The sequence below is a fragment of the Butyrivibrio sp. AE2005 genome, assembly GCF_000686965.1.
Classification (GTDB): Bacteria; Bacillota; Clostridia; order Lachnospirales; family Lachnospiraceae; genus Butyrivibrio; species Butyrivibrio hungatei_A.
In genome coordinates this window covers 32,451-58,331 of record NZ_JMMD01000003.1, presented here as the reverse complement: position 1 = coordinate 58,331, position 25,881 = coordinate 32,451, and the positions used below count along the sequence as shown (strand labels likewise).

The 25,881-nt window shown below is 41.9% G+C and carries 27 protein-coding genes; 5 read left to right on the top strand and 22 right to left on the bottom strand.

All coding sequences use genetic code 11. The features are described from left to right. The 3 genes from argJ to argC are packed head-to-tail and all read right to left on the bottom strand — an operon-like array spanning position 1 to position 2,766. The gene (argJ, locus tag DL92_RS0103760) at positions 1-1,224 is read right to left on the bottom strand and encodes a bifunctional glutamate N-acetyltransferase/amino-acid acetyltransferase ArgJ (RefSeq protein ID WP_026666934.1); all 1,224 of its coding nucleotides are present in this window, start codon (positions 1,222-1,224) and stop codon (positions 1-3) included. Between the two features lie 15 nt (positions 1,225-1,239). Then, complete coding sequence (locus tag DL92_RS0103755; protein ID WP_026654352.1) at positions 1,240-1,683, bottom strand: GNAT family N-acetyltransferase; 444 nt, start codon at positions 1,681-1,683, stop codon at positions 1,240-1,242. 30 nt (positions 1,684-1,713) lie between these two features. After that, complete coding sequence (gene argC / locus DL92_RS0103750) at positions 1,714-2,766, bottom strand: N-acetyl-gamma-glutamyl-phosphate reductase (protein ID WP_026654351.1); 1,053 nt, start codon at positions 2,764-2,766, stop codon at positions 1,714-1,716. Positions 2,767-3,021: 255 nt separating this feature from the next. Here argC and DL92_RS0103745 point away from each other — a divergent pair, with 255 nt between their 5' ends. The 4 genes from DL92_RS0103745 (at position 3,022) to DL92_RS0103725 (ending at position 6,930) form a co-directional block, all read left to right on the top strand. Beyond that, entirely contained in the window at positions 3,022-4,245 is a 1,224-nt protein-coding gene (locus tag DL92_RS0103745; protein ID WP_026513111.1) for an argininosuccinate synthase, read from the top strand. Between the two features lie 3 nt (positions 4,246-4,248). Next, positions 4,249-4,542: a DUF1294 domain-containing protein gene (locus DL92_RS0103740; protein WP_026654350.1), complete on the top strand. Its 294-nt coding sequence runs from the start codon at positions 4,249-4,251 to the stop codon at positions 4,540-4,542. A gap of 46 nt (positions 4,543-4,588) precedes the next feature. Continuing rightward, entirely contained in the window at positions 4,589-5,317 is a 729-nt protein-coding gene (locus DL92_RS0103735) for a response regulator (RefSeq protein ID WP_026666933.1), read from the top strand. Positions 5,318-6,093: 776 nt separating this feature from the next. Next, positions 6,094-6,930 (top strand): DegV family protein, encoded by an 837-nt coding sequence (locus DL92_RS0103725; protein ID WP_026666931.1) that lies wholly within the window; start codon positions 6,094-6,096, stop codon positions 6,928-6,930. 84 nt (positions 6,931-7,014) lie between these two features. On the opposite strand, the gene DL92_RS0103720 is transcribed toward DL92_RS0103725, so the two are convergent. Further along, a complete protein-coding gene (locus DL92_RS0103720) occupies positions 7,015-8,040 on the bottom strand; it encodes a substrate-binding domain-containing protein (protein ID WP_026654345.1) in 1,026 nt (341 codons plus the stop codon). Between the two features lie 208 nt (positions 8,041-8,248). Here DL92_RS0103720 and DL92_RS0103715 point away from each other — a divergent pair, with 208 nt between their 5' ends. Beyond that, positions 8,249-8,749 (top strand): DUF5721 family protein, encoded by a 501-nt coding sequence (locus tag DL92_RS0103715; RefSeq protein ID WP_026654344.1) that lies wholly within the window; start codon positions 8,249-8,251, stop codon positions 8,747-8,749. On the opposite strand, the gene DL92_RS18120 is transcribed toward DL92_RS0103715, so the two are convergent. From DL92_RS18120 to DL92_RS0103620, 18 genes are all read right to left on the bottom strand, one after another. Then, positions 8,744-9,115, bottom strand: coding sequence for an Hpt domain-containing protein (locus DL92_RS18120; RefSeq protein ID WP_051199203.1), 372 nt, complete (start codon positions 9,113-9,115; stop codon positions 8,744-8,746). The two genes, DL92_RS0103715 and DL92_RS18120, sit on opposite strands and share 6 nt — an antisense overlap. A gap of 94 nt (positions 9,116-9,209) precedes the next feature. Then, positions 9,210-10,280, bottom strand: coding sequence for a peptide chain release factor 1 (gene prfA / locus DL92_RS0103705; protein ID WP_026654343.1), 1,071 nt, complete (start codon positions 10,278-10,280; stop codon positions 9,210-9,212). Positions 10,281-10,343: 63 nt separating this feature from the next. Further along, the gene (gene prmC, locus DL92_RS0103700) at positions 10,344-11,186 is read right to left on the bottom strand and encodes a peptide chain release factor N(5)-glutamine methyltransferase (RefSeq protein WP_026666930.1); all 843 of its coding nucleotides are present in this window, start codon (positions 11,184-11,186) and stop codon (positions 10,344-10,346) included. A 24-nt stretch (positions 11,187-11,210) separates the two neighbouring features. Further along, on the bottom strand, positions 11,211-12,326 hold the full coding sequence (locus DL92_RS18115) for a DUF1385 domain-containing protein (RefSeq protein ID WP_081670724.1): 1,116 nt from the start codon (positions 12,324-12,326) through the stop codon (positions 11,211-11,213). Between the two features lie 66 nt (positions 12,327-12,392). Next, positions 12,393-12,599, bottom strand: coding sequence for a 50S ribosomal protein L31 (rpmE, locus tag DL92_RS0103690; protein ID WP_026654342.1), 207 nt, complete (start codon positions 12,597-12,599; stop codon positions 12,393-12,395). A 130-nt stretch (positions 12,600-12,729) separates the two neighbouring features. Further along, the gene (locus DL92_RS0103685) at positions 12,730-13,647 is read right to left on the bottom strand and encodes a zinc ribbon domain-containing protein (protein ID WP_026666929.1); all 918 of its coding nucleotides are present in this window, start codon (positions 13,645-13,647) and stop codon (positions 12,730-12,732) included. Between the two features lie 576 nt (positions 13,648-14,223). Next, positions 14,224-15,537, bottom strand: coding sequence for a hypothetical protein (locus tag DL92_RS20060; protein WP_026666928.1), 1,314 nt, complete (start codon positions 15,535-15,537; stop codon positions 14,224-14,226). Between the two features lie 879 nt (positions 15,538-16,416). Continuing rightward, the gene (sigH, locus tag DL92_RS0103670; RefSeq protein WP_026654339.1) at positions 16,417-17,043 is read right to left on the bottom strand and encodes an RNA polymerase sporulation sigma factor SigH; all 627 of its coding nucleotides are present in this window, start codon (positions 17,041-17,043) and stop codon (positions 16,417-16,419) included. 3 nt (positions 17,044-17,046) lie between these two features. Continuing rightward, positions 17,047-17,796, bottom strand: a complete 750-nt coding sequence (gene rlmB, locus DL92_RS0103665) for a 23S rRNA (guanosine(2251)-2'-O)-methyltransferase RlmB (RefSeq protein ID WP_026654338.1) — start codon at positions 17,794-17,796, stop codon at positions 17,047-17,049. A gap of 60 nt (positions 17,797-17,856) precedes the next feature. Next, positions 17,857-18,297, bottom strand: a complete 441-nt coding sequence (locus DL92_RS0103660; RefSeq protein ID WP_026654336.1) for a Mini-ribonuclease 3 — start codon at positions 18,295-18,297, stop codon at positions 17,857-17,859. Next, positions 18,282-19,703: a cysteine--tRNA ligase gene (gene cysS / locus DL92_RS0103655; RefSeq protein ID WP_026666926.1), complete on the bottom strand. Its 1,422-nt coding sequence runs from the start codon at positions 19,701-19,703 to the stop codon at positions 18,282-18,284. The genes DL92_RS0103660 and cysS overlap by 16 nt, the downstream gene beginning before the upstream one ends. Positions 19,704-19,758: 55 nt before the next feature. Beyond that, positions 19,759-20,310: a 2-C-methyl-D-erythritol 2,4-cyclodiphosphate synthase gene (gene ispF / locus DL92_RS0103650; protein WP_026654334.1), complete on the bottom strand. Its 552-nt coding sequence runs from the start codon at positions 20,308-20,310 to the stop codon at positions 19,759-19,761. A 53-nt stretch (positions 20,311-20,363) separates the two neighbouring features. Next, the gene (locus DL92_RS0103645; protein WP_026654333.1) at positions 20,364-20,666 is read right to left on the bottom strand and encodes an AzlD domain-containing protein; all 303 of its coding nucleotides are present in this window, start codon (positions 20,664-20,666) and stop codon (positions 20,364-20,366) included. After that, positions 20,659-21,375, bottom strand: a complete 717-nt coding sequence (locus DL92_RS0103640) for an AzlC family ABC transporter permease (RefSeq protein WP_026666925.1) — start codon at positions 21,373-21,375, stop codon at positions 20,659-20,661. The genes DL92_RS0103645 and DL92_RS0103640 overlap by 8 nt, the downstream gene beginning before the upstream one ends. 25 nt (positions 21,376-21,400) lie before the next feature. Then, entirely contained in the window at positions 21,401-22,603 is a 1,203-nt protein-coding gene (locus DL92_RS0103635; RefSeq protein WP_034468407.1) for an alanyl-tRNA editing protein, read from the bottom strand. A 72-nt stretch (positions 22,604-22,675) separates the two neighbouring features. Continuing rightward, a complete protein-coding gene (locus DL92_RS0103630) occupies positions 22,676-23,194 on the bottom strand; it encodes a CarD family transcriptional regulator (protein WP_026654330.1) in 519 nt (172 codons plus the stop codon). Positions 23,195-23,368: 174 nt separating this feature from the next. Beyond that, complete coding sequence (locus tag DL92_RS0103625) at positions 23,369-23,905, bottom strand: GNAT family N-acetyltransferase (protein WP_242845832.1); 537 nt, start codon at positions 23,903-23,905, stop codon at positions 23,369-23,371. 1 nt (position 23,906) lies between these two features. After that, a complete protein-coding gene (locus DL92_RS0103620) occupies positions 23,907-25,817 on the bottom strand; it encodes an EAL domain-containing protein (RefSeq protein ID WP_081816817.1) in 1,911 nt (636 codons plus the stop codon). Positions 25,818-25,881 lie beyond the last annotated feature (64 nt).

Below are 25,881 nucleotides of genomic sequence, written 5' to 3'. Positions count from 1 at the left end.
TCAGCTCCTGTAATCTGCATTTATCTTGACATAATCGTATGTAAGGTCACATCCCCACGCGGTTGCCTGCGCATCCCCCTCGTGCATATCCACAAATACCGTGACTGTTTCTTCTTTCATGATCTTAAGTGCTTCATCCTCGTCGAAATCAAGCGGAGTTCCCTTATGGAACACTTCAATTCTTCCGGCCTTGCTATCAAAGAAGAGCTCAACATCGTTCTGATCAAACTGCGCTCCCGAATATCCCATAGCGCATAAGAATCTTCCGAAATTCGCATCGCAGCCAAAGATTGCTGCTTTTGAAAGGTTGGATCCTACAATCGCTCTTGAAAGAGTTCTCGCATCTTCCTTAGTCTTTGCATTTACAACTTTTGCTTCAAAGAGCTTGCTCGCGCCCTCTCCGTCTGCCGCCATCTTCCTGGCAAGGAACTCGCAGACATAGAAAAGAGCATTCTTAAAGGTCTCATAGTCATCATTCTTATCTTTTATAACGTCATTTCCGGCCTTGCCGTTAGCCATGCAAAGAAGCGTATCGTTCGTAGATGTATCGCCGTCAACCGTAATCATATTGAACGTATCTGAAACAACTTCGCTGACCGCGTCCTGCAAAAGACTCTTTTCAATAACAACGTCCGTAGTAAGAAATGCGAGCATCGTGCACATGTTTGGATGGATCATTCCGGAGCCCTTGCTCATTCCGCCGAGAGTCACTTTTTTACCCGCAATTTCAAAAGAAACCGCTACTTCCTTATTTACGGTATCGGTTGTCATTATTGCCTTTGACGCATCGGTTCCGGCTTCTATGCTTCCGTCCAGAGTCTTGCTCATTTTCTCAACTCCGGCAACAAGCTTATCTACAGGAAGCTGCATTCCGATAACTCCGGTAGATGCAACGGCAACTGTTTCGTAGTCCACGCCGAGGCTCTTTTCTACAGCTTTTGCCGTAGCTTCGCAGGCATCAAAGCCCTCTTTTCCCGTACATGCATTGGCTATTCCCGAGTTAATGACAACAGCCTGCATGGGCTTTCCCGAATCAACTATCTGCTTGTCCCACTGAACACATGCAGCCTTTACAACATTACTTGTAAAAGTTCCCGCACACACGCAAGGTGCTTCCGAATAAACAAAAGCCATATCCGTTCTGTCTTTGTACTTGATGTTTGCTTCGCAGCTTGCAGCCTTGAAACCTTCTGCAGCCGTAACTCCGCCTTTAATAACTTCCATATCTCTTCTCCATTATCATTTGTTAAAGATTGTAAGATTTTCTTCGTTTAAAGCATGGTCGTAATAGTTCATGTCATCTCTAAGTGTCCAGCCCATCTTCTGCCAGAACTTGTTTCCGACCGTATTTGTCACAAAAGCATTTAAGCACACCTTGTTGATCTTTTCTTTCTTAAGTGCCTCGTAGCAAAAAAGAACCATCTTTTTACCGATTCCGTGCATTCTGTACTCTTCGCTCACGCAAACATGATAAAAACAAGCTCTTCTGCCGTCATGTCCGCAAAGGATCGCGCCGACTATCTTGTTATCTTCTATGTCAACTGCGCTGAGTCCCGGATTTCTTTTTATAAATCTCTCTATTCCCTCTCTGGAATCATCTATCGATCTTATTCCAAAGCCGTGGATTGACATCCACAGAGCATAGACTTCATCATAATCATCCATTGTCATTGCACGAACCATTCATATCACCTGTTATCTTTCTGTATTCTATTACGGGAAGCTGGGTGCAAACTCAAGTCCCGTAGTTTCTTTTAGTCCAAAGAGAATGTTCATATTCTGAACAGCCTGTCCTGCGGCTCCCTTAACCATATTGTCAAGCGCACCCATCATGATCACTCTTCCCGTGCGCTCATCAATCTTAAATCCGATATCGACGAAATTTGCGTTTTCGACCCATCTTGTCTCAGGACAAACGCCGTCTCCGAGAAGTCTTATAAAGAACTCATCCTTATAATACTTTTCATATGCTGCCCTGATATCTTCAGCTGTCGGAAGCTTACCGTTCTTTTCCTTAAGAGAAGCATATTCCGTAGCAAGGATTCCTCTGTTCATCGGAACAAGGTGAGGTGTGAAATTTATCACTATATCTTTTCCCGCTGCGTAGCTAAGCTGTTCCTCGATCTCGGGTGTATGTCTGTGACTTGTGACACCGTAAGGCTTGCAGCTCTCATTTACTTCGCAGTAGAGATTTGCAACCTTTGCGCCTCTTCCTGCGCCCGAAACACCGCTGAGTGCATCAACTATAAGAGTTGACGGATCGATAAGTCCTTCTTTTACAAGAGGATATGCCGTAAGTATCGAGCATGTCGTATAACATCCCGGATTTGCGATAAGTCTCGCTCCCTTTATCTTATCCCTGTTTATCTCACAAAGTCCGTAAACCGCTTCGTCAATGAACTGTGGCGCTTTATGCTCTATTTTATACCATTTTTCGTATACTGAAACATCTTTTAATCTAAAATCAGCGGAAAGATCGATGACCTTAACCTTATTTAATATGTCTTCATTAACAAGTGATGCGCAAAGTCCCTGGGGAGTTGCTGTAAAGATGACATCAACTTGATTTGCAAGTTCTTCCATATTGTCATCCATACATTTTGCATCTACTAAATCAAAGAAGTTTCCATATATACTGCTGTACTTCTCATCCACATAACTTCTGGAGCCGTACCATACAACTTCAGCTTCGGGATGTCCCTGTATGAGTCTTACGATTTCTGCCCCTGCATATCCGGTGGCACCGATTATTCCGACTTTAATCATTTTTATTCAACCTCGCAGTTTTTACATTAAATGAACTTTCATTATAAATATTTAGGCATATAAACTTTTTTCAGTATACACCCTCCAAAAAATTATGCAACCCATTTTTAATATTTATGCAGTTTTTGTTGATTTTTTTAATATTTATTCATTTTAGTGTTGCATTTTATTTTTTCCGAGAGTATATTATGGTAAGTGGAATTAAGAAATTCGAATAAATAAAGTTACCATTTTACGTGGAAGAAAGGGAATAACATGGCAAAAGAAAAGGTTATTTTGGCTTATTCAGGCGGACTTGATACAACTGCTATCATTCCGTGGCTTAAAGAGAATTTTGATTACGAAGTAGTATGCGTTTGTATCGACTGCGGTCAGGAAGAAGAACTTGACGGACTTGAAGAAAGAGCTGTAAGCTGCGGTGCAAGCAAGCTCTACATCCTTGATGTTGTTGATGAGTTCTGCGATGAATACGTAGTTCCTTGCGTTCAGGCTCATGCCGTATACGAGAACAAGTACCTTCTCGGAACTTCTATGGCTCGTCCTCTTATCGCTAAGAAGCTCGTTGAAGTTGCAAGAAAAGAAGGCGCTGTTGCTATCTGCCACGGTGCTACAGGAAAAGGAAACGACCAGATTCGTTTTGAGCTCGGTATCAAGGCTCTTGCTCCCGACATCAAGATCATTGCAGCTTGGAGAAACGACAAGTGGACAATGGATTCTCGTGAGTCAGAGATTGAATACTGCAGACAGCACGGAATTAACCTTCCTTTCTCAGCTGATTCAAGCTACAGCCGTGACAGAAACCTTTGGCATATATCACACGAGGGACTTGAGCTCGAAGATCCCGCTCTTGAGCCCAATTACAAGCATCTTCTTGTGCTCGGCAAAACTCCCGAAGATGCTCCCGATGTTCCTACAACAGTTACAATGACATTCGAGGCAGGTGTGCCCAAGTCAGTTAACGGCAAGGAAATGAAGGTTTCAGACATCATCCGCACGCTCAACAAACTTGGCGGCGAAAACGGTATCGGTATCGTTGACATCGTCGAGAACCGTGTAGTAGGCATGAAGTCACGTGGTGTATACGAGACACCCGGCGGAACAATCCTTTACGAAGCACATCAGCAGCTCGAAGAGTTGATTTTAGACCGTGATACCTATACAATGAAGAAAGACATGGGCAACAAGTTTGCCGACATAGTATATGAAGGGAAATGGTTTACTCCTCTTCGTGAAGCCGAGCAGGCATTTATCGAGTCAACTCAGAAGTATGTAACCGGTGAAGTTACATTCAAGCTCTACAAGGGCAACATCATCAAGGCAGGTACCAAGTCACCCTACTCTCTCTACAACGAGAGCATCGCATCATTCAAGACAGGTGACCTATACGACCACCACGATGCTGAGGGATTCATCAACCTCTTCGGTCTCTCTTCAAAGGTTCGCGCCATGAAGATGCAGGAAGTAGCCAACAACAAATAATTTATGGATTCACTTTCTTTATTGACCGTTTATATCATAGCAGTAAACATTATAGGGTTTGCCTTAATGGGAAATGACAAGCGAAGGGCGCGTAAAAACGCCTTTCGCATTCCTGAGGCAACCCTTTTTGCATTTTCAATAATAGGCGGAAGTATCGGAACACTTATCGGAATGTATACTTTCAGGCATAAGACCAAACACATGACATTCAAGATCGGCATACCGGTTATTATCTTTGTGCAGATTCTTTTTATTGTTCTTTTACGTTTATCTCCATTACATTTTAGTTTTATATGATAATATGGAAAAAATATTTTTGTAAAAGACGAAAGGTTTTGTAATTATGTATTTTGCAATATGTGATGATAACATCGCTGACAGAAAACAGTCGGAAAGGCTGCTTAAAAGGCAGGCCGAAAGGGTTCTAAAAGAATCCTGCGAACAGGTCTACATAGATTCTTTCGGAAACAAAGAAGCTTTTATGATCAGACCACAGATGTATCAAGCTCTTTTCATAGATATGACTTTAGATGAGACAAACGGTTTTGCGATTGCCAAAACACTACTTGACATCGGCATCACCAAGCCTATTATTTTGTGCTGCTCTTCTATTGATTATCGTAAGCTCGCCCAGGATGAAAATCTCCAAGCAGACAATCTATATTTTCTCGACAAACCTATCAAAGTTGACGAACTCACAACTCTCGTCGATAAGATCGTAGCTGAAAGAATTGCACCGCCTTCAACACTGGAGCTTCGCTATCACGAGGAAACCATCTACGCATCAGGCGATGATATCGTATGTGCCAAAAGAAAAGGTGAAAACCTCCTTGTATATCTCGCAGACGGTCGCACTATCACTTTCGTAAGTTCAGTCTTCAATTTCTACGACCAATGCTCCATATTCCCTCAGATTTGTCCCGTCTCCAACGACGGCATCATAAACATCAACCACGTAAAAAAGAGCTCTCCCCTCCACATCACAATGGACAACGGAGTATCTTTTTTCGTAGCCTTCTACTACTCCAAAATGGTTAAGCAGGCCATCGCCGATTCCAAAAAGCACAGCTGACCGGCGACCGGCCGCAAGCTCTGTGTGCCCCCCCGGAGTAGCCTCTGCCCGCCGCCCTCCGCAGATGTATATTCGCGCTGTTCCTCCGCTTGATTTCATGGGTTCTCGGATCCGCTCTGAAATTCTATCGGCTCAAAACTCCATTCAGCTCGCAGGAAAGGGCGGTCTGTAAATTTATGTTTTTGAGCGATTATCACGGAGGCCACATTTTATGCGGTTCCAACCGTTTTTCAACGCGCATGTGGAGACGTTGTTTGAGCATCCGGTTGCCTTTATCAGAATTGACATATGCTGCTTTGCAGCTATAAAAATAAGCAAAGCCACTCTCGCAAACTATTTAGCTTGCAGAGATGGCTTTGTTTATTTTTATACGCCCGCGTATGCGGGCTATGTCAATTCTGATAAAGGCAACCGGATGCGAGTTTAGTCGATACATGCGCAATAAAAGAAAAACGGTTGGAACCGCATAAAAATGTGAGATGAAGTGATTGCGAAAAAACATAAACTTACAGGCCGCCCTTTCCCGCGAGCCGAATGTCAAACAGTGAGCCTCAAAACAGAATTTCAGAGCAGATCCGAGAACCCATGAAATCTAAGCTCCCTCACAATGCGCGAATATACATCTGCGGAGGGCGGCGGGCAGAGGCTAATCCGGGTGGTCCACGCAGAGCCTGCGGCCTGCATATGCCAAAGTGAGCTTTACTGAGAATTTTATACGTGGTATGATACAGTATGTAGTATCAAAAACTACGTTTATTAACGCTTTTGGAGGATTTATGAGTTATAAAATAGTTGTAGACAGCGGATGTGATCTTCCTATTGAGTATAGAAAGGACTCTCGTTTTGAGTTCGTTCCTCTCATTATGCAGGTTGGTGATCACGTGATCGTTGATGATGATACATTTAACCAGAAAGAGTATTTGGAGCTTGTGGCCGCTTCCGAAGATTGTCCTAAGACTGCATGCCCTTCGCCCGATCTTTATATGAATGCGTACAAAACAGACGCTGATGATGTATATGTTGTAACACTTACATCCAAGCTCAGCGGAAGTTATAACAGTGCTCTTCTTGGAAAGAACCTGTATCACGAAGAAGTTGGAGAAAAGAATATTCATATATTCGATTCAATGTCCGCAAGTTGCGGAGAAGGCAATATCGCTCTTAAAATTATAGAGCTTGCCGAAGCAGGACTTCCTTTTAACGAAGTCGTAGAAAAAGTTGAAGCATATCGTGATGAGATGCTCACATATTTCGTTCTTGATTCACTTGAGACACTTAGAAAAAACGGCAGACTTACAGGAATGAAGGCTCTTGTAGCTTCAACGCTTAATATTAAACCTGTGTGCCACGGTGTTAAGGGTGAGATACTTCAAAAGAGCCAGGGAATCGGCATGAAAAAAGCTCTTGTCAAAATGACTGAGCTCATCGCTGCCGAGGTAAAAAATCCCGAGACCAAAACTCTTATGATCTCAAACGTAAATTGCTTTGAAAGAGCAGCTGTTGTTAAGGATATGATCCTAAAAAAAGTACCGTTTAAAGATGCACATATAGTTGATACGGCAGGGCTTTCTTCCACATATGCGGCAGACGGCGGTATAATCGTTACTTGCTGATCTCTTTTTCAAAAATCAGCATTAAGCCTAAGAAAAATGACCATCGATTCAAACGAACCGATGGTCTTATTTTTTCAAATATCATTATGCATTTAAGTCTTTTACACTATCTCCGAGAACCATATGTCCTTCAAGGATCATGACGCCCTGTCTGTAACGTTCTCCTCCGATCTTACGGATAAGATTGTAGATTGCGTTTCTTCCCATTTCGTAAGTATCAACCTCAAATGTTGTGAGCTTGATATCACAAAGTCCGGGGAAGATGTAGTTGTCATATCCGGCTACGGAAATATCATCCGGAACTTTATATCCCTTTTCATTAAGGCGCTTAATAAGCATACTTGCAGATACATCGCAATTACAGAAGAAAGCTGAAGGCATTTCCTCCGGAAGCTTGAAAAATCTGTTATAATCCATCTCACCTGTGCTGAGATCCCTGTCGGGAATTACCCAGTCTTTTCTGACAGGATGACTGTGCTCAAGTAATGACTTAACATAGCCAAGATATCTGTCTGTAATATTTCCCTCTGCCATTATGGTTCCCACAAACGCGATAGATGTGTGTCCCATATCAAAGAGATGATTTGTAAGAAGATATGCACCGTGGAAGCTGTCGGCCACTACAGCATCCTCATCTCCTGTGTGGTTGCAGAAATCAAGATATATCATTGGAATGGAGAAGTTCTCTCTGATAGAAGTAAGATACTCTCCGCTTAATCTTCCGATAACAATGATACCGTCAACCTTCTTGTCCGCAATGATACGCGGGAAATTCTTTTTCTTCTCGCTCTGCTCAGATACCACCTCGAGCATGGTAAAACATCCCATCTCCATAGCGATCTGAGAAACTTTCTGGTGCATCTTTGTATAGTAAGAACTGTATTCAGTCATATTATCTTCAGAAATAAGAAGACCGATAGTATAACTCTTACTAAAGATGTCTACCTTACGAGAAATAGACGGGATATATCCCATCTCATTTGCAAGAGCATGAATTTTCTCTCTGAGTTCGTCGCTCATGCCCTTCTGTCCTGATAATGCTTTTGATACTGTGACAGTGCTAACCCCAATCTTTTCAGCAATGTCCTTAAGTCTAACTGTCTTTGCCATATTGTCCCTCTTTTTAGACATTTTTTTATAGTATAACGTATATCTTCACAAAAATATACAACAAATTTAAATTATCCTAATTAATCTTCATTTAAGTAGTTGCCATGCCCATAAAATCCGCATTATTTAATTCATAAAAAAAATCCACACAAATAGCTATATTTATCATATAATTTTTTCTGTGATGAATTAATATTAAGGAGAAACTATGATAGCTCTCAAGATAAACAATATAAAAATATTCATGGAAAAGCTCCTCACAACTGAGGTTTTCGACAATTTCGATGTCGAAGAAGTCACGATTGAGACTTTCAATACTTTTTCAATCGACGGACATATAAATAAAGAATTTTATGCGGGCGTACAAGACGAAACCGTTAATAATAACAACCGTTCTTTTTCCCTTTGGTCGGAACTTCGTCCCATCTGCCTGAATCTCATAAAGGGTAAAAGAACTCCGATCAGCTTTAAATTTATTCTCCATGCGGATAGCTTCACAAAAGAAACCGTTATAAGCAAATCTGAGAGCGATTTAGACCCTTCTATGCTAAATCTGGGGATAAATATCAAATTCGCAAATAACGAGCTTATATTGACCACAGGAACCGCATACAGCACATTCACCCTTGATAAGAGCGCAGAAAAAGCCTGGGACAATTACTTCCCAAGCTTTCTTGAATCATGTGGAATAGATAATCAATTATTATGATGCGCAGCTGCTTTGATATTTCCTGAGTATCCCTATCAGATCGTCGTATTTAAGTTTTATATGGTCGTAATACGGCTCATATCCTTCCATAGATCCCGCTCTTAGAATCTCCGTAAGATTATAAACCTGAGAATAAAAACCTTTAAGCCCAAGGTTTGCACTTACTCCTTTAAGTGCATGAACCGCCTTAAACGCTTCGGAAACATTCTCCTCTCCCAAATACTTGGAAAGGCTGGCCATACTCGGATCGCCAAGAAATCTGATCATAAACTTAGCAATAAGATCCTCGTTGCCCATAAACCGATTGTGGACATCTTCCCAATCAACCCCCCAGCCAATCAGTTCTTCTTTAAAAGCAGCATCCATTTATAATACCTCACAAAAATTAACGTTCTACAGTGTAATTTTACACTATAAAATCTTTAACAGCAAGGCTATCCATCAGCGCTGCGGATTAGCTTCAATTCTCCATTGTAGAAAGCTTTTCCGCCTGATCTGCGGCTATAAGTGAATCGATAAGTTCATCGATATCTCCGTCCATTATCTGATCGATCTTATAAAGAGTTAAATTTATTCTGTGGTCCGTCACACGTCCCTGATGGAAGTTGTAAGTCCTTATCTTCTCAGACCTGTCTCCGCTTCCCACCTGGCTTCTTCTAAGTTCAGCCGCATCTTCGTGCTGCTTTGCCTGTTCCATCTCATAGAGCTTTGCCCTAAGGACCTTTAAAGCCTTAGCCTTGTTCTGCTGCTGGCTCTTTTCATCCTGACATGAAATAACTATACCCGTAGGGAAATGCGTAAGTCTTACGGCTGAATCCGTAGTATTTACGCACTGTCCGCCGTTACCCGATGCTCTGAAAACATCGAATTTGCAGTCATTCATATCAATCTCGACTTCAACATCCTCAACTTCAGGCATGATCGCAACGGTAATAGCCGATGTATGTATTCTTCCGCCTGACTCTGTAGCAGGAATTCTCTGAACTCTGTGAACGCCGCTCTCGAACTTAAGCCTCGAATAAGCGCCGGCGCCCTTGATCATAAAGCTTACCGCCTTAATACCGCCTATTCCGATATCTTCAACGCTCATCGTCTCAACCCGCCAGTTCTGTCTCTCGGCATAACGTGTGTAAACCCTGTACATATCTGCCGCAAAAAGTGCCGCCTCGTCGCCTCCCACACCCGCACGTATCTCTACGATAACGTTCTTGTCATCATTAGGATCTTTGGGCAAAAGAAGTATCTTAAGTTTCTCCTCGTATGAAGGAATCATACTCTTTGCATCAGCAAGCTCTTCCTTAAGCATTTCCTTCATCTCCGGATCGGACTCCTCTTCAAGAAGAGAAAGACTCTCCTCTATGGTCTCCTTGCACTTTTTATACTCGCGATAGCACTCAACCAGGGCATCGAGGCTCTTTTGCTCTTTCATAAGAGCTCTGAACCTGTTCTGATCCGAAATAACATCCGGATTATTAAGTTCCATCGTAATATCTTCGTATCTTCTTAAAATATCTTCCAATCTGTCAAACATAATCTACCTGCTTTTTCTGTCAATGCTATGTAAAAAACGACACTCCCCGCATCTTCCGGCAACTTAGTAGTAACACGCACGAACTACTCTGTCGTTTCCACTATAGTCCTTTATAACCTCAATATCATGATACTTGCCCTGCTTTTCAAGGAGCTCTTTTACCTCATCTCCCTGGTCGTATCCTATCTCAAGAAAAACATAGGCTCCCGAGTACAGGTATTCTCCTGCTTCTTCAGCAATTTTCCTGTAAAAGACAAGCCCGTCCTCCGAACCGTCAAGAGCAAGCCTTGGCTCATAATCCCTTACTTCCGGAGCAAGACTTTCTATAACGTCAGTCCTTATATAAGGCGGATTTGAAACCAATATATCAAATTTACCCACTTCTTTTCCGGGGAAAAGATCTGTCAAAATAATCTCTGCCCTATCGGAAAGCCCGAGTTTCTCAGCATTTTTCTTTGCTACAGAAATCGCCTTCTCCGAAATATCGGTGCAAAGAGCCTTTGTCTCATTTGTATAATTCAAAATGCTAAGCGCTATGCATCCCGATCCCGTGCAAAGATCAAGAACTCTCATCTTGTCTTCGCAAAACCTGAGCGTCTCTTCAACAAGAATCTCAGTATCCTGCTCAGGTATAAGGACATCTCTCGACACGCCAAAAGAAAGCCCCATAAATCCCATATTCCCAAGAATATAGGCAACAGGCTCTCTCTTTACCCTTCTTGCAATAAACTCATCATAGAGTTTCTCTTCGCCATCTGTCACAGTTCTGTCCGGATGTGCAAAAAGAGTGCTATGATCCGTTTTACATACATATTCTAAAAGGAGCCGGGCATCAAGCTTAGCTTCTGTGATTCCGGCTCTTTCAAGATTCTCTGTTCCTTTTTCCAAACAATCTTTATAATTCATATACTTTTTAATGTCTTTTTATCATCAATCGTCGTATTCGTCGCGTTTTCTTGAGCGTTCACGAACCTTCATCTCTCTGGTAAGTTCTTTGGTCTCTTCTCTCTTACGCTCGTAAAGCTCTCTTGTAGCTTCTCTCTTACTCTGTTTCTTTGCGGGAGCCTCAACTTCATTGTATTCTCCGCCGTCAACATCGTAGCCAAAAGAGTCCATAAGGAACTGTTTCCAGTCAAATACAGCCTCTACAGACTTGATCGCAACCTCAATCATTGCATCGTTCGGCTCCTTGGTCGTAAGTCTCTGAAGCCAGAACCCGGGCGCTGAGATTATTCTGATAAGAATAAAGTTGCTTCTGCCCGCGAGCCTTATTATCTCATATGAAATACCTGAAATAACAGGAATAAGCAATATTCTGAGTAAAACCTTAAATATAACGGAATCAACTCTGATAAAGAAAAATACAACAATACTTACGAACATAACAAAGAGAATAAAGCTACTTCCGCATCTTTTGTGAAGTCTTGAACTCTTCTTTACATTCTCGGGAGTGAGGGGCTTACCTTTTTCAATGCAGTTGATGCACTTATGCTCTGCACCGTGGTATCTGAAAAGCCTCTTGATATCCTTCATTCCCGATATTATCAATATATAAATGATAAAGATCAGAATTCTCAAAACACCTTCGATAATGGCTGTAAGAGACGCATTTCTGATATATCTTCCGATAAAAAGCTCCGAAAGCACATAAGGAAGCACCATGAAAAGAGCAATAGCAAGGACAAAAGAAGCCACTGTAGTCAAAATCATAAGCACACTGTCTTCATGTCCGCTCGACACCTTGTCAAGCTCCTCGTCAAATTTGGATGGCTTCTGGGGCAATTCCTCATAAAAAGATGATGAATAAGTCAACACCTTAATGCCCAACATAAGTGAATCTATAAACACAAACACTCCTCTGATAAAAGGAATATTCAGAAGCTTACTACCATAAGCCACTCCGTGAAACTCGTCTATCTCAACAGCTATATCTCCGTCAGGCTTTCTGACTGCAACAGCGTACATATCCTTATTACGCATCATAACGCCTTCAAGAACCGCCTGTCCGCCAATTCCGGAATAGTGATCTATCTTGTGTTTCTTCATCTTTCACCTCACTATTTAAAAAAGGTTGAGGCCATAGCCTCAACCTCTCTTTTTTACTTCTGCAAATTACTTATTGTCCATGCCGTATTTCTTATTGAACTTATCAATACGTCCACGAGCAGCTGTAGCCTTCTGCTGGCCTGTGTAGAATGGATGGCACTTTGAGCAGATTTCAACGTGAATGTCGCTCTTAGTTGATCCAACTGTAAATGTGTTACCGCAGTTGCAAGTAACAGTGGCCTGATGGAATTCTGGCTGAATGTCCTGTCTCATCTCTTTCTCACCTCTCTATATACAAAGAATCTTCTCATATCACAAAATTAATCGCCGTTTACAACAGCTATATAAATATAACATAGACAGTTTTTTTATGCAAGCTTTTTTTCTTTAAAAAAATTCAACCTTACAAAACCGTGTTATTGGGGATATAGCCTGTTTTCACGTATTCTTTGTACGATTTACGAAATTTATTTGTAGCAATAACCGCAAATATTCCGGCTATAATATATCCAAATCCGGCCGGAAATCCCATCTCAATAATATATATTATAGTATTTAGAATACCATATCCCAGAAGTACACATCCCGCAACAAAACTTCCCCTAAGCTGAATGACAACCGCCAGAATAATAAGAAGGATATAATCCAGTATTCCCCAGTAATTTCCTTGAGAAAAACTAATCACGGCAGAAACGGCGATCAATACATATATTGAAATTGCCGTGCCGGTCATTTTCTTTTTATCCCCCGCCATAGCAGGAAGCTTCAAATAATCGGACGGCTTCATCCTGTTTGAAGGAACGTTGTTCGCTCCCAGAAGCGAATCAAGGTCATCCACACCATTCTGCGCATAGTAATTCCCCTGAACGCCGTATCCGTTCTGCAGATATCCTCCATTGTTTGGATACATGTTGTTTTGGGGATATGAGCCATTCTGAGGATATTGGCCGTTTTGAGGATATTGGCCATTTTGAGGATATGTACCGTTCCGCGAATACATATTGTTCTGCGGAAATGCAGCATTCTGAGAATACACTCCTCCCTGTCCGTTCATTACATTCTGCCCATTCATGCTGTTCTGAGAATATGCATTATTCTGAGGATTTGTTCTCCCCTGACCATCACTGCCGTTCTGGGGATAGACACTGCTAAGCTCTTCCGTTTTGTTACTGTCAAAACTTTCCTGCACATAAAAGCTGTTCTGCGTATTATATTTATTTTCTACAGTCGTTCCATACGAATCTGTCTTTAAAGGCGCACCGCAATTTGCACAATATAAAGATGCATCTTCATTATTGCACCCGCATGTTTCACATACCATTATTGCTCTCTCCTACTATAAATCATTAACCCCTCATTTTGTTGATTATAGCACACGACATGTGAATAAAAAAGTAAAAAGTTTTACATACACAAAACAAACATAGCCATTGCAAATATAGATTGAGTGTGCTGATACCGGCAGCGCCGATATGCAGATGTGTCAATAACACAATCACAGATAAATCTATGGATTCTACTCTCTTTATCTGTGATTTTTCCAACATTCCCCCCTAAAAAAACATGAAACCACAGATAAGTAGAGTAAATAAACCTCTCTTATCTGCGGTTTTTTCTTGTTTTTAATCAAAATCAGGCCATAATTCACAGATAATAATATAGTTTCCGCGAAACTTATCTGTGAAAGTGGTCATGTCAGTAGGGCGAAAAGCATCAATTCCTGACATTTTCACCTTTTTTGATGTTCGCTTTACAGTGTACTACCAATACTGACAAGAGGGCTTTAAATCAATTACAAAGTGAAATAATTGCGCCCACACAAAACACCATGCTGAAACACACGCACTATCAATCCAATTCACCTCAAAAATCCATATTTACAAATTATGTATTTTATTTATGGTGTATAATTTCCGCCTGACGAATATGTACCGGATGACACCCAGTAATCTCCACCCCAGTTAAATCTAAACATATCCAGCGCTCCAACATAATTTCCATTAATATAAAGATTAACATAGCCTTTGGCATCTGCACCTTTATTGTCTGCATTTATTTTTGATGAAAGTGTTCCTTGCAAAGACCATGAAAGTGGTGTATGTACTCCTAAAGCTTTACCTTCATTGACCCAAGTCTGCTTATTCTCATTGATAGCTTGCAGTTTTCCTTCATTGATCCATGCCTGCTTATTCTCGGTAATTGCAATATCCTTACCCTCTTTAATGCCCTCTTCCTTACCTTCCTTTAAACCTTCCTCTTTTCCGGCGTTGAAGCCTTCTTCTTTTCCTTCTTTAAGACCTTCCTCTTTTCCGGCGTTGAAGCCTTCTTCCTTTCCTTCTTTAAGGCCTTCCTCTTTTCCGGCATTAAATCCTTCTTCTTTTCCTTCTTTAAGGCCTTCCTCTTTTCCGGCATTAAATCCTTCTTCTTTTCCTTCTGTAAGACCTTCCTCTTTTCCGGCGTTGAAACCTTCTTCCTTGCCTTCTTTTAAGCCTTCCTCTTTTCCGGCGTTAAATCCTTCTTCTTTTCCTTCCTTAAGGCCTTCCTCTTTTCCAGCTTTGAATCCTTCTTCTTTTCCAGCGTTAACGCCTTCTTCTCTTCCGGATTTAATTCCTTCTGTTATTCCTTCCTTTAAGCCTGCTTCCTTTCCTTCTTTATAGCCATCTGCTTTTCCGGCATTGTAAGCTTCCTCGCGAACAGCCTCAACTATTGCGGAAACGTCAATTGTACCACCTTCGTAGTATCCGCTCTCAAGCGTAAATTTATCATTGCCATCCAGAGTAACATCCAAAGTTCCCTGATACTTTATACTTTTGATCTTTGAAACGATATCTGAGTATGATGTATTTTCAGATATATTATTATTTGCATAAACGCTTTTATTTAAACTATTTATAATAGAATGCCTATTCCTCTCAGCCGTCAATAATTCATTAGTATATTTCATAGTTAGCGTTGAAATTTGTTCGCTAAGATAAGCAATAAAATCTGACACCCCGGAAATATCCTCTGACAACTCTTCATCCTGACATTTGTCATTAAGAGCATCAACCTTGTCATCCAAAGTGTCGATTCCATCTTCTATTGCAGCAATATCTTCTGAAACATTCTCTTCCTCAGCATGCACATTTACCGAAAGCAGTAAAGATGCTGCCAATGTTGCCCCCATCAGTTTCATAAAATTCCGTGTAAAACCAAGATTCCTTTTTTTCATACACTCATCCATCCAGTCTTTGATTTTTATTCAGAAAAAAATTTTCATATAAAAACAAAAAGCTCACACTCACCTTTACTCTTTCCCCTCAAATTTCAATAGAGTGCCCTTTAATTTGTTTATATATTTTCGTTTTTCTGAACTATATCGAATTATAGAACATTTGATATCAAATTGTACATACTTTTTGCGAAATATTGATTATTTTATGAAAAAAATATAATTTTTCCCTTTCAATGACATCTCAATCTTTCTCTTTTGTCCTCTTCTGCAAATGACAAATATGCCTTATACAACGACTTTTCTTGTTATAAGGCATAGATTTCTTTGAGCAGTGCCCTTTGCACAGCACAAAAAATGCCTTATATCATGCTTTTTCCTCTTCAAAGGCATACTTTTCTCTCCTCTGCACTGCTTTCTCGGAATGAAATATGCCTCAGCGCAGATTTTTTCATATTTTAAGGCATATTTCCCTTCTCTCCACACTTATTTCGCGACGTAATGTATGCCTCAACTCAAGCTTTTCTCTCTTTTAAGGCATATTTTCCTTCTCTCCACACTGATTCCTCGGCGTAATGTATGCCTCAACTCAAGCTTTTCTCTCTTTTAAGGCATATTTTCCTTCTCTCCACACTGATTCCTCGGCGTAATGTATGCCTCAGCACAGAAATTTTCCTATTTTAAGGCATATCTTACTTTCCTAAGCACTGCTAACACTGCAAAAAGTATGCCTCACCTCAGTCTTTTCACTCTTTCAAGGCATATTTCTCCTCCAAGCACGCACAGCGCCATTCCCATAGCACCCTCAGCCACTCAAAGTAAAGCATCTCGCTCCCCGCAACACACTCACCGTTACCCCAAAGCGTCAACTCGTCCCCATCATTTCTTCAAATACTTCCTAAGCTTCGTCTTTATCCTCTGCATCGCATTATCCGTGGATTTCTCATCTCTGCCAAGAACGGCGGATACTTCTTTTATGGACATTCCCGTGATATACAGATCAAGAACCTGGCGCTCGAGGTCGCTGAGGTCGCGCTCGATGGCGTTCTCAAGAGCTTCGAGGTTTTCGCGCTCGATGATCTGCTCCTCGGGAATGGAACTTGAATCAGATTCGAGAACATCTTCAAGAGCCACTTCACTGTCGGTGGCGCTGTCGCTGTTCTCGGCATATAAAGAAATATAACTGTTTAAAGGCGCATGTTTTTTGCGCGCAGATGCCTTGATTGCCGAATACATCTGCCTTGAGATGCACAGATCGGCAAACGTGGCAAAGCTTGCATCTCTTCCTATGTCATAATCCCGTATTGCTTTAAAAAGACCTATCATCCCTTCCTGGATGAGGTCGTCCCTGTCAGCGCCGAGAATAAACATAGATGCAGCTTTTTTGCGGACAAGATTCTTATATTTGTCCATAATAAAATCCATGATGCCGGATTCTTTATCTCCCGCATCATGGAACTTCACTATAAGCTGCTCATCGCTTTGTCCGTCATAATTTGTTTTCATAGGTTAACCAAGCCTCTGTCTTACAACTTCAAATGCAAGTACGCCGGCAGCCACCGAAGCATTAAGCGAATCGATGTCGCCCTTCATGGGAATAGATGCTATCATGTCGCAGTTTTCTTTTACAAGTCTTGAAACACCGCTTCCCTCGTTTCCTATAACAATTCCGATAGGACCTTTTAGATTGAGCTTGTACATCTCGGTTCCGCCCATATCCGCACAGGCAAACCAAAGCCCTTTATCCTTAAGCTCCTCAATGGTCTTTACTATATTTGTAACTTTGGCAACAGGCGTGTAGTTAAGTGCACCTGCAGAAGCCTTTGCAACAGTCGCCGTAAGTCCCACAGCTCTGTGCTTTGGAATAATAACGCCGTGCGCTCCCGCAAGATTTGCTGTTCTGATGATCGCTCCAAGATTGTGCGGATCCTCGATACCATCAAGAATTATCACAAAAGGATCTTCGTTCTTTGCAGCAGCCTTTGCGAGAATGTCTTCAACTTCCGCATATTCGTAAGAAGCCGCATAAGCAATGACTCCCTGATGCTTTCCTGTCTCCGAGAGCTGATCGAGTCTCTCTTTTTTCACAAAGCTCACAACCGTGTCCTTGTGCTTCTTTGCTTCACGCATTATTGTCTGAACGGGGCCGTCCTTGCATCCGTCCAGGACAAAGAGCCTGTCTATCGTCTTTCCTGCACGAAACGCCTCAAGAACCGCATTTCTACCCTCTATTATTCTGCTTTCAAAATTCTCTTCCATCATAATTCCTCAAAATATATCAATTCTTTTTCACCGGCAATACTCTTTATAAATCGCTTCTCACTCAAGAATATCCAGCCCAAGCCTCTCTATTCCAAGCTGCACAAGCTCGCATATCCTGTCCATATTATCTGTAAGATAAAGATATCCGACAACAGCCTCAAATCCTGTTGCATCGAGGTAGTCCATAGTCGTGGCGTTCTTTGCCTTGGTATGCGGCTTCGAATTGCGGCCTCTTCTGTAAATGTCAGCCTCTTCTTCAGTCAGATCGTCCATAAGAGCCTTTATAAAAGCAGACTGTGTGCCCGCTTTTACAATATCACTCGCTCTTTTATGGAGTTTATTGACCGCAGTATTGCCCTTATTTACAAGTATCGACCTTACCACAACATCAAAGATCGCATCGCCTATATAAGCAAGCGTAAGAGGGGAATAAGTCCTAATGTCCTTCCCCTCAATGCCGAATTTATCATTTAGATATTTATTCAAATGAGCTGCCATTTAACTCCCTCACGAGTATCCTTGATCTCAACTCCCTTTTTAAGAAGCTCGTCGCGGATTGCATCAGCTGTTGCAAAATCCTTTGCCTTCTTAGCTGCAGCTCTTCTCTCGATTGCGTCAAGAACATATGCCTCAAGCTCGGGATCCACTGCCTTTTCTTCCTTTGAAGCAGCCGCATGTCCGATAAGGTCAAGTGAAAGGACCTTATCAAAACTCTTTACAAGTGTAAGCTTTGTAGCGCCGTTTGCGTCAGCCTTGAGCACATCGTAAAGAAGTGTGATTGCCATTGATGTGTTGAGGTCGTCCGAGATTGCATCCCTGAACTTGCCCTCGAATTCTTTTACAACAGCCTCATCAACACTGCCATCTTCCTTGAGCTCTGCGATCTTCTTTATAAGTTTATTAAATGCGCCGGTCACATTATCAAGTGCCTCAAAAGAGAACTCAAGAGGCTTGCGATAGTGTGACTGCAAGCAGAAAAATCTGTAAACAAGCGGATCGTATCCTTTTTCCTTAAGAACAGAAACCGTAAGGATCGCACCCTTTGACTTTGACATCTTTCCCGACTTGTCATTCAAGTGATTGCTGTGGAACCAGTATTTGCACCACTCGTGGCCGAGATAACTCTCAGACTGCGCGATCTCATTTGTATGATGAGGGAAAATATTGTCAACACCGCCGCAGTGGATATCGATATATTCGCCGAGATGCTTCATTGAAATGCATGAGCACTCAATATGCCATCCGGGATATCCAACGCCCCAAGGGCTGTCCCACTTAAGCGCCTGCTCCTCAAACTTTGACTTTGTAAACCAAAGAACAAAGTCTGTCTTGTTCTTTTTATTTGTATCCTCTTCAACATCGTCACGAACGCCGACCTGAAGCTGTTCTTTCTCGATATCTGATGAAAAAACATAGTAATCATCGAGCTTACTTGTATCAAAATATACATTTCCGCCGGCTACATACGCATAGCCCTTCTCAAGAAGAACCTCTACCATATGGATAAACTCAGGTATGCAGTTTGTGGCAGGCTCAACAATATCGGGTCGCTTGTTTCCGACAGCGTCAAAATCCGTAAAGAAAGCATCAGTATAGTACTTTGCAATCTCCATAACGCTCTTGTGCTCTCTTTTTGCCCCTGCGAGCATCTTATCTTCGCCTGTATCAGCGTCCGATGAAAGGTGTCCGACATCAGTTATGTTCATAACGCGCTTAACATCATATCCTGCGTACATAAGCGCCTTGATAAGCACGTCCTGCATGATATATGTGCGGATGTTACCGATATGTGCGTAATGATAGACGGTAGGTCCGCAAGTATACATGGTCACCTTTCCGTCTTCTCTGGGCACAAAATCCTGAATTGTTCTTGTAAGTGTATTGTAAAACTTAAAATTTGCCATCTGTTTAGTATCTCCTTGGGAAAAAAGTATTATTTAGCGCAACATTTTGTCTTTTTTATTTCTCACTACAACCGCCGCAACAGCTTTTTGGCTCTTCTCCCGTATTAAATGTAACATTGGTCGAGTGCAGTTCAATAGGACTGGTCAAAAGACATATCGCCTGCGAAGAAATTCCCTCTCCGCTTCCCGTAAATCCGAGACCTTCCTCTGTCGTTGCCTTTACATTTACCTGGCTTATCTCAATCTCAAGCGCATCCGCGATATTCTGCCTCATCTCGTCGATATAAGGCCTCATCTTTGGAGCCTGAGCAATTATCGTAGCATCAATATTCTCGATAAGAAAGCGGTTTTCAACAAGCATTTTTCCAACTTCTCTCATAAGTGCAAGAGAATCAGCTCCCTTGTACTTGGGATCAGTATCGGGAAAGTGCTTACCGATATCCCCGAGAGCCGCAGCGCCCAAAAGCGCATCCATTATCGCATGAAGCAGTACATCTGCATCAGAATGTCCCAAAAGACCTTTTTCATACGGAATCTTTACGCCACCTATAATAAGGTCCCTGTCAGAAACCAGGCGGTGTACATCATATCCCATTCCTATGTGCATCTTAATCCTCCGATTCTAAAAAACAACCAATCGCACAGAGGCGATCGCATAAATCATATAAAAAGTTCTACTATAAAAGCCGTCGCGCAGGCAAGTCCCGCAACTGTCAAAAGGCTCTTTTTGTTAAAAGCAAGTATCAGTGCCACGCCAAAACCTGCAAGCGCCGAAATCTGATTGTCGGTCGCATTCAAAATAGCCGGAAAAGTCATCGCCGCCAAGGTTGCATATGGCACATAATAAAGAAACGATCTTATAAATGTACTCTTTATCTCTTTTCTGATAAGAGTAAGCGGCAGCGCCCTAATCGCATAGGTCACAACTGCCATAAGAAGAATGTATGCATAAACGTTATTCATCTTTTTCCTCCCTGACAGGTGCGATCACCGCTGCACAGGCAGCTACAAGCACTGTAATTATTATAATTCTAAATCCAGAAGATATACAGTTAAGAAACGGCGCAAACGCAAAGATCGTGCTAAATATCATCGCAGCAACGACTACCGCGCGCACATTTTTATCTTCTCTCGTATCGGGAATGATTATTGCAATAAACATACCATAAATGGCAAGCCCCAAACAACTTATAAGTCTCTGCGGCATGATCTGTCCCGCAATAGCACCGAGAACGGTTCCAAGCACCCAGCCCGATACGGAAAGCACTATAAGTCCGTACGAATACATGGGATAAAGACCGCCTTTCTTAAGTACGCTGACTCCGAAGATCTCATCAGTAACGCCGTAAGAAATCCCAAGTCTGTGCAGCGTGCTTGTCTTTGGGTCAAGTCTCTGTGACAGAGCCGCCGACATAAGCATATATCTTAAATTGATTATAAACTGTAATACGGCAAGTTCAAGAAAACTTCCGTTTTTTTCGATTATTTCAAGCGCCGAAAACTGTCCTGCGCTTGTGACATTAAGAAGAGATGTCATCGCCGATTGAAATACAGTCATTCCGATTTTCGAACTCTCTATTCCGAATGCAAAAGAAACTGCTATATATCCCAGAAAAATAGGAACCGCATCCCTGACTCCGTCTCTGAAATCACTGAATTTGCCAACATTCATACCAAACTTTTTTCACCCTCAAATATCATAGATTATTGCAGCAATCCGTCAATTCTTCGCTGTTTACGCCCGATATGCTGCCCTGAACCATTTTTTCGCTTCCGCCGCCTTTTGCTCCAAACTTCTCTCTAAGAAGTGCGGAAACAGTGCGTGCATCGCCTTCAGCCTTTCCGGAAGCCACTATATATCTGTATCCTGCTTCGGGATTCCCCGCAAACACTCCGCAGAATCCCTCGTGATCTGCCGCAAGCAGATTGACAGTTTTTCTCATTAGGTTCGTATCCGCATCTGCGCCCTTAAAAAGAAATACATTCTTAAGCCCCTTGTCTATCTCAGCCAGTTCATACTCAAGAAGCTTTTCCCTGTCCGCATAAAGATTTGCTTTAAGAGCTGCATTTTCATCTTTTAACCGCGCAACGGATGAAGGTACATTGTCAAAAGAAGTAGTAAAGTCAGCCGCAAGATCCGACAAAATATCATGTTCAGTCGAAAGGAACTCAAGAGCTCTTTTACCGCATAAAATATTAACCCTGACTCCGCCCTTGTAACCTCGCACTCCCACAACCTTCAAAAGCCCTATCTCACCGGTTCTCTCAACGTGAGGCGCACAACATGCGCAGGAATCGTAACCTTCAATATTCACAATGCGGATCGCACCCGTAAGCTCTTTTTTACTGCGATACGGAATGTCTTTAAGCTCATCTTCCGAAGGAAAACTTGCGACAACGCTTATATTCTTCCAGATAGCTTCATTTACGCATTTCTCGATTTCTTTTATGTCTTCGGCGCTCAGAACGCCGTTATAATCCATGGTAACTTCGGTATCGCTCAGATGAAAACCAACATTGTCATAGCCATACTTTGAATTAACTATGCCGGAAAAGATATGTTCACCCGTGTGCTGCTGCATATTGCTGAATCTGTGTTCCCAGTCAATCCTGCCATGAACACTTGCTCCCGCTTCAATGCTCTTATCAAGCACATGATAGATCTCATCTTCGCCCGAATCCGTCTTCCTGATTCCTGTGTAAAGGACTTCAAATCCCGTTCCGTCAGCGGCCTCAAGCCTTCCAACATCGGGAGTCTGGCCTCCCTGTTCAGGAAAAAAAGCCGTCTTATCAAGAACAGCTTCAAACTTACCGTCTTCACGCCCGCTGCAATATAGAACGCTTGCGTCAAACTCGGTTATATATGCACTTTCATAATAAAGTTCAACTGTTTTACCCATAGGTTGTATTTTAGCAGAATAAAGAGTTGCTTTGCAACTTTTTAGCCTCTATATAAAAAGATAGAGACTGCATCAAACAGTCTCTAAATACAAACTCGATAACACCTCTTTTACCCTTTCCTTAATGGCGTCTTTCTCGGTCTTAAGCGAGAATGCCATCTCGGTGTAAAGAAGTTTCTCAGCCATATTCAAATATTTCTCGTTGAGCGAAGCAAATTTCTTGCCTTCAGCTTCGCGTGTTGCCTTGATCTTATGAAGCGATTTCACAAGGCTCATCATCTCATCGGCAAGATTTCTCTTTATAATGCCGGCGATCTCAGGTTCAGCCTTCTTTCCATCGGGAAGTTCGAGTTCATCCACTTCTTCAATGTCACAAATAAGCTCTTCGGCATCGTCCGCACTCATAACATCGCGAACCTTATCCTCAGCTCCTTCGACAGGAACATAGATAACACTGCCTGCGTCTACAGCGGAAACCATCATGTAATATTGCTTTTCTTTTCCCTTCTCAAGAAATGCCGGAACGAGAATATCCCGAACCTTGCACAATCCATGGCTACCGTAAATTACGCATTCACCTACATTCAACATTCCGATCCTCCTTCAATAATTCTCAAAAAAGCCAACACATCTTTCATGTAAGCGCTTTCAGCAAACAAGAAAAAAATATATGATTCCACGTCCGGAATCCGCGAGCCTTAATAAGTATATCACAATAAAATATTTTTTGTAATAGTATATCGTTCAAAAAACTTTACAAAATTTTTATAGATTCAAACCAAATTTTCTACTCCACTCCTCAGAAGTCAGTACATTCACGTACTCCACTCTCATCTCGTCAAGAAGTACCACTCTGGTCATGTGGTTGATATGATGAAGTTTGAACCCGCACTTATCCTGCACTTTTTTTGACCGCTCATTCCCCTCAAAATACGCACAAAAAACACGGCTAAGATTCAGATCCTCAAAGCCATGTCTAAGTAGCTCCATTGACGCTTCCGTTGCGATTCCTTTATCCCAGAAAGGGTAGCCTATCCAGTAGCCAAGTTCAGCCTCGTTTGTTCCAATGGGGCGCTCGGGGCTTCCGTCCAGCGTAAGCCCTATGCTACCGATAACTTCTCTCCCACGCTCTTTAATGCAGATAGCATACACCTCTTCCCTTGCAAAAACAGTCCTAATTATCGCCCTGCTGTATGCTTCATCCTTATGGGGCGGCCATCCGGCCGGAGGTCCCACCCTTTCGTCACTGGCATATTTATATAAATCCGCCGCGTCGCTACTTTCCCATTTTCTTAATAACAACCTATCTGTCTGCAGTACCATCCACTTTATGAACCAGTCCTTTTTGTGAATTCAAAAATTCTATATAGTCGTTTTCAGGAACGGGTCTCGAATAATAAAAGCCCTGAAGATATTCTACACCGTTATCGATAAGAATTCTTGCCTGTTCCAGGGTCTCAACACCCTCCGCAAGCACATGAAGTCCGTTTTTCTTCATAAACTCTATCGTATGTTTAAGCACGTTGAGCTTCTCGGGATTCTCAGAATCAAAGCAGTTCCATATAAACTCCTTGTCCATCTTAATAAGCACATAGTCAAGCTTAAGAAGTTCCAGAAGATCGGAATCTCCCGCACCGAAATCATCCATGGAGAAAGTAAATCCCTGCTCACGCATTTTTTTGAAATTCTCTTTAAACGTCGCATCGCCTGTTATATGGGCCGTATCTGTAATCTCAAAATTGATGTAGTTAGGCGGAATGTGGTATTTTTCCATCTTTCTGAAAAGTCTCTCATGTGTATGCGCATCAACCGCCTCATTTCCCGACATATTAACCTCGATTGTCTTAATCCCGTAGCTAGAAAGATTTTCTTTTGCAATAAAAGAGCAGACTTTTTCAAATACAAGATCGTCAATTTCCTGAACAAGCCCGCACCTCTCAGCAATCGGGATAAAATCTTCGGGTGAGATATATTTTTCGCCGTCGCGTCTGCGAAGCCTTACAAGAGCTTCCGCAGAGGAAAAAGATCCTTCTTTGACGCTGAGGATTGGCTGATAATAAACATCAAAACTCTTCTCCTTCACAGCCTGTCTTACAACATCCTCTATCGTGTTTCTGTAAACCATCTTATCAACTATGTTTTCATCTATCACAATGTTGGGTGAAGACTGTGCATAGGCGTATTCTCCGGACACATATGTAAGAATCTGCATGGCCTTATCAAGCTCTTTTACAATACGCGGAGCCTCAACAACCGAGAATGTAAACCTGTAGCTTCCCGCGCCGATGCCCTTATACAGATTGATTGCCGACATGAAACGCTCAACAATATCCGCTCTTCTCGTTATAAAACTAAGCGTATTCCAGCTCGACATGTACGCATTCAGCTGATAGTCGGAACGTGCAAACTCTGCAACCTTCCTCTGCTCCTCTTCAAGCGCTTTTCTCGCTGAGTCGGTGAAAAGAATATTCTTCTCAATAAAAATAACCGACATTATAAAAAATGATCTCGGCTGGGCGAAACGCTCGGCAAGCATAGCTATGAATGCGTCTTTGTTCCTGACACCCGGAATACTCTTTTCGTAATAATCTTTGGGATTTTCAATAAATATGTAGATGATTATTGCAGAAAGAATGATCGCAGCAGACGAAATCTGCGTGCCCTTCCTGACAATCTGATAAACGAACATGGCACACCATAGAAAATGTGAGACCAAAATAGCGGCAAAAACTTCCTTTTTGGCTCGTCCGTTATAATTTATGCCAAGGCTTATTGCCGAAACCGAATAAAGCATGCCCAAAACATAGCATATTGTCAAAAGTACCGGACTTGAAGTTCCTCCGAACAAAGCTTTCGATGTTATAACGAGCAAAACACCAATACCCGCCGGTGCTGCCGATAAACAGGCATATTTTGTCGAAATGCCCCTCTTAATTGTAAACCTTGAATATGTGTACAGACAAAGTGCAAATATAACTGCGAGAAGTGTGATCAGATACAGGCCTCTGGAAAGCCCCTGCACCCACAAGAACGATGCATCGGGATATACAAATGCACCGTATTCCACCATCTCAATAATTATATTTAAAGCAGACAACACTAAGAAAAGACAGAACATACGCGTCGTGGAAAGCTGTAGTATGCTCTTTCTCATATAGATAAGCATCAAAATTCCAAGAACTAAAATTGCAATGATTAGTGTACGTATTTCCATATTTTAATTATAATCTTTCTTTTGGGTGTTGTATATAAAATACTCTTGTTCATTTTTTAGTAAT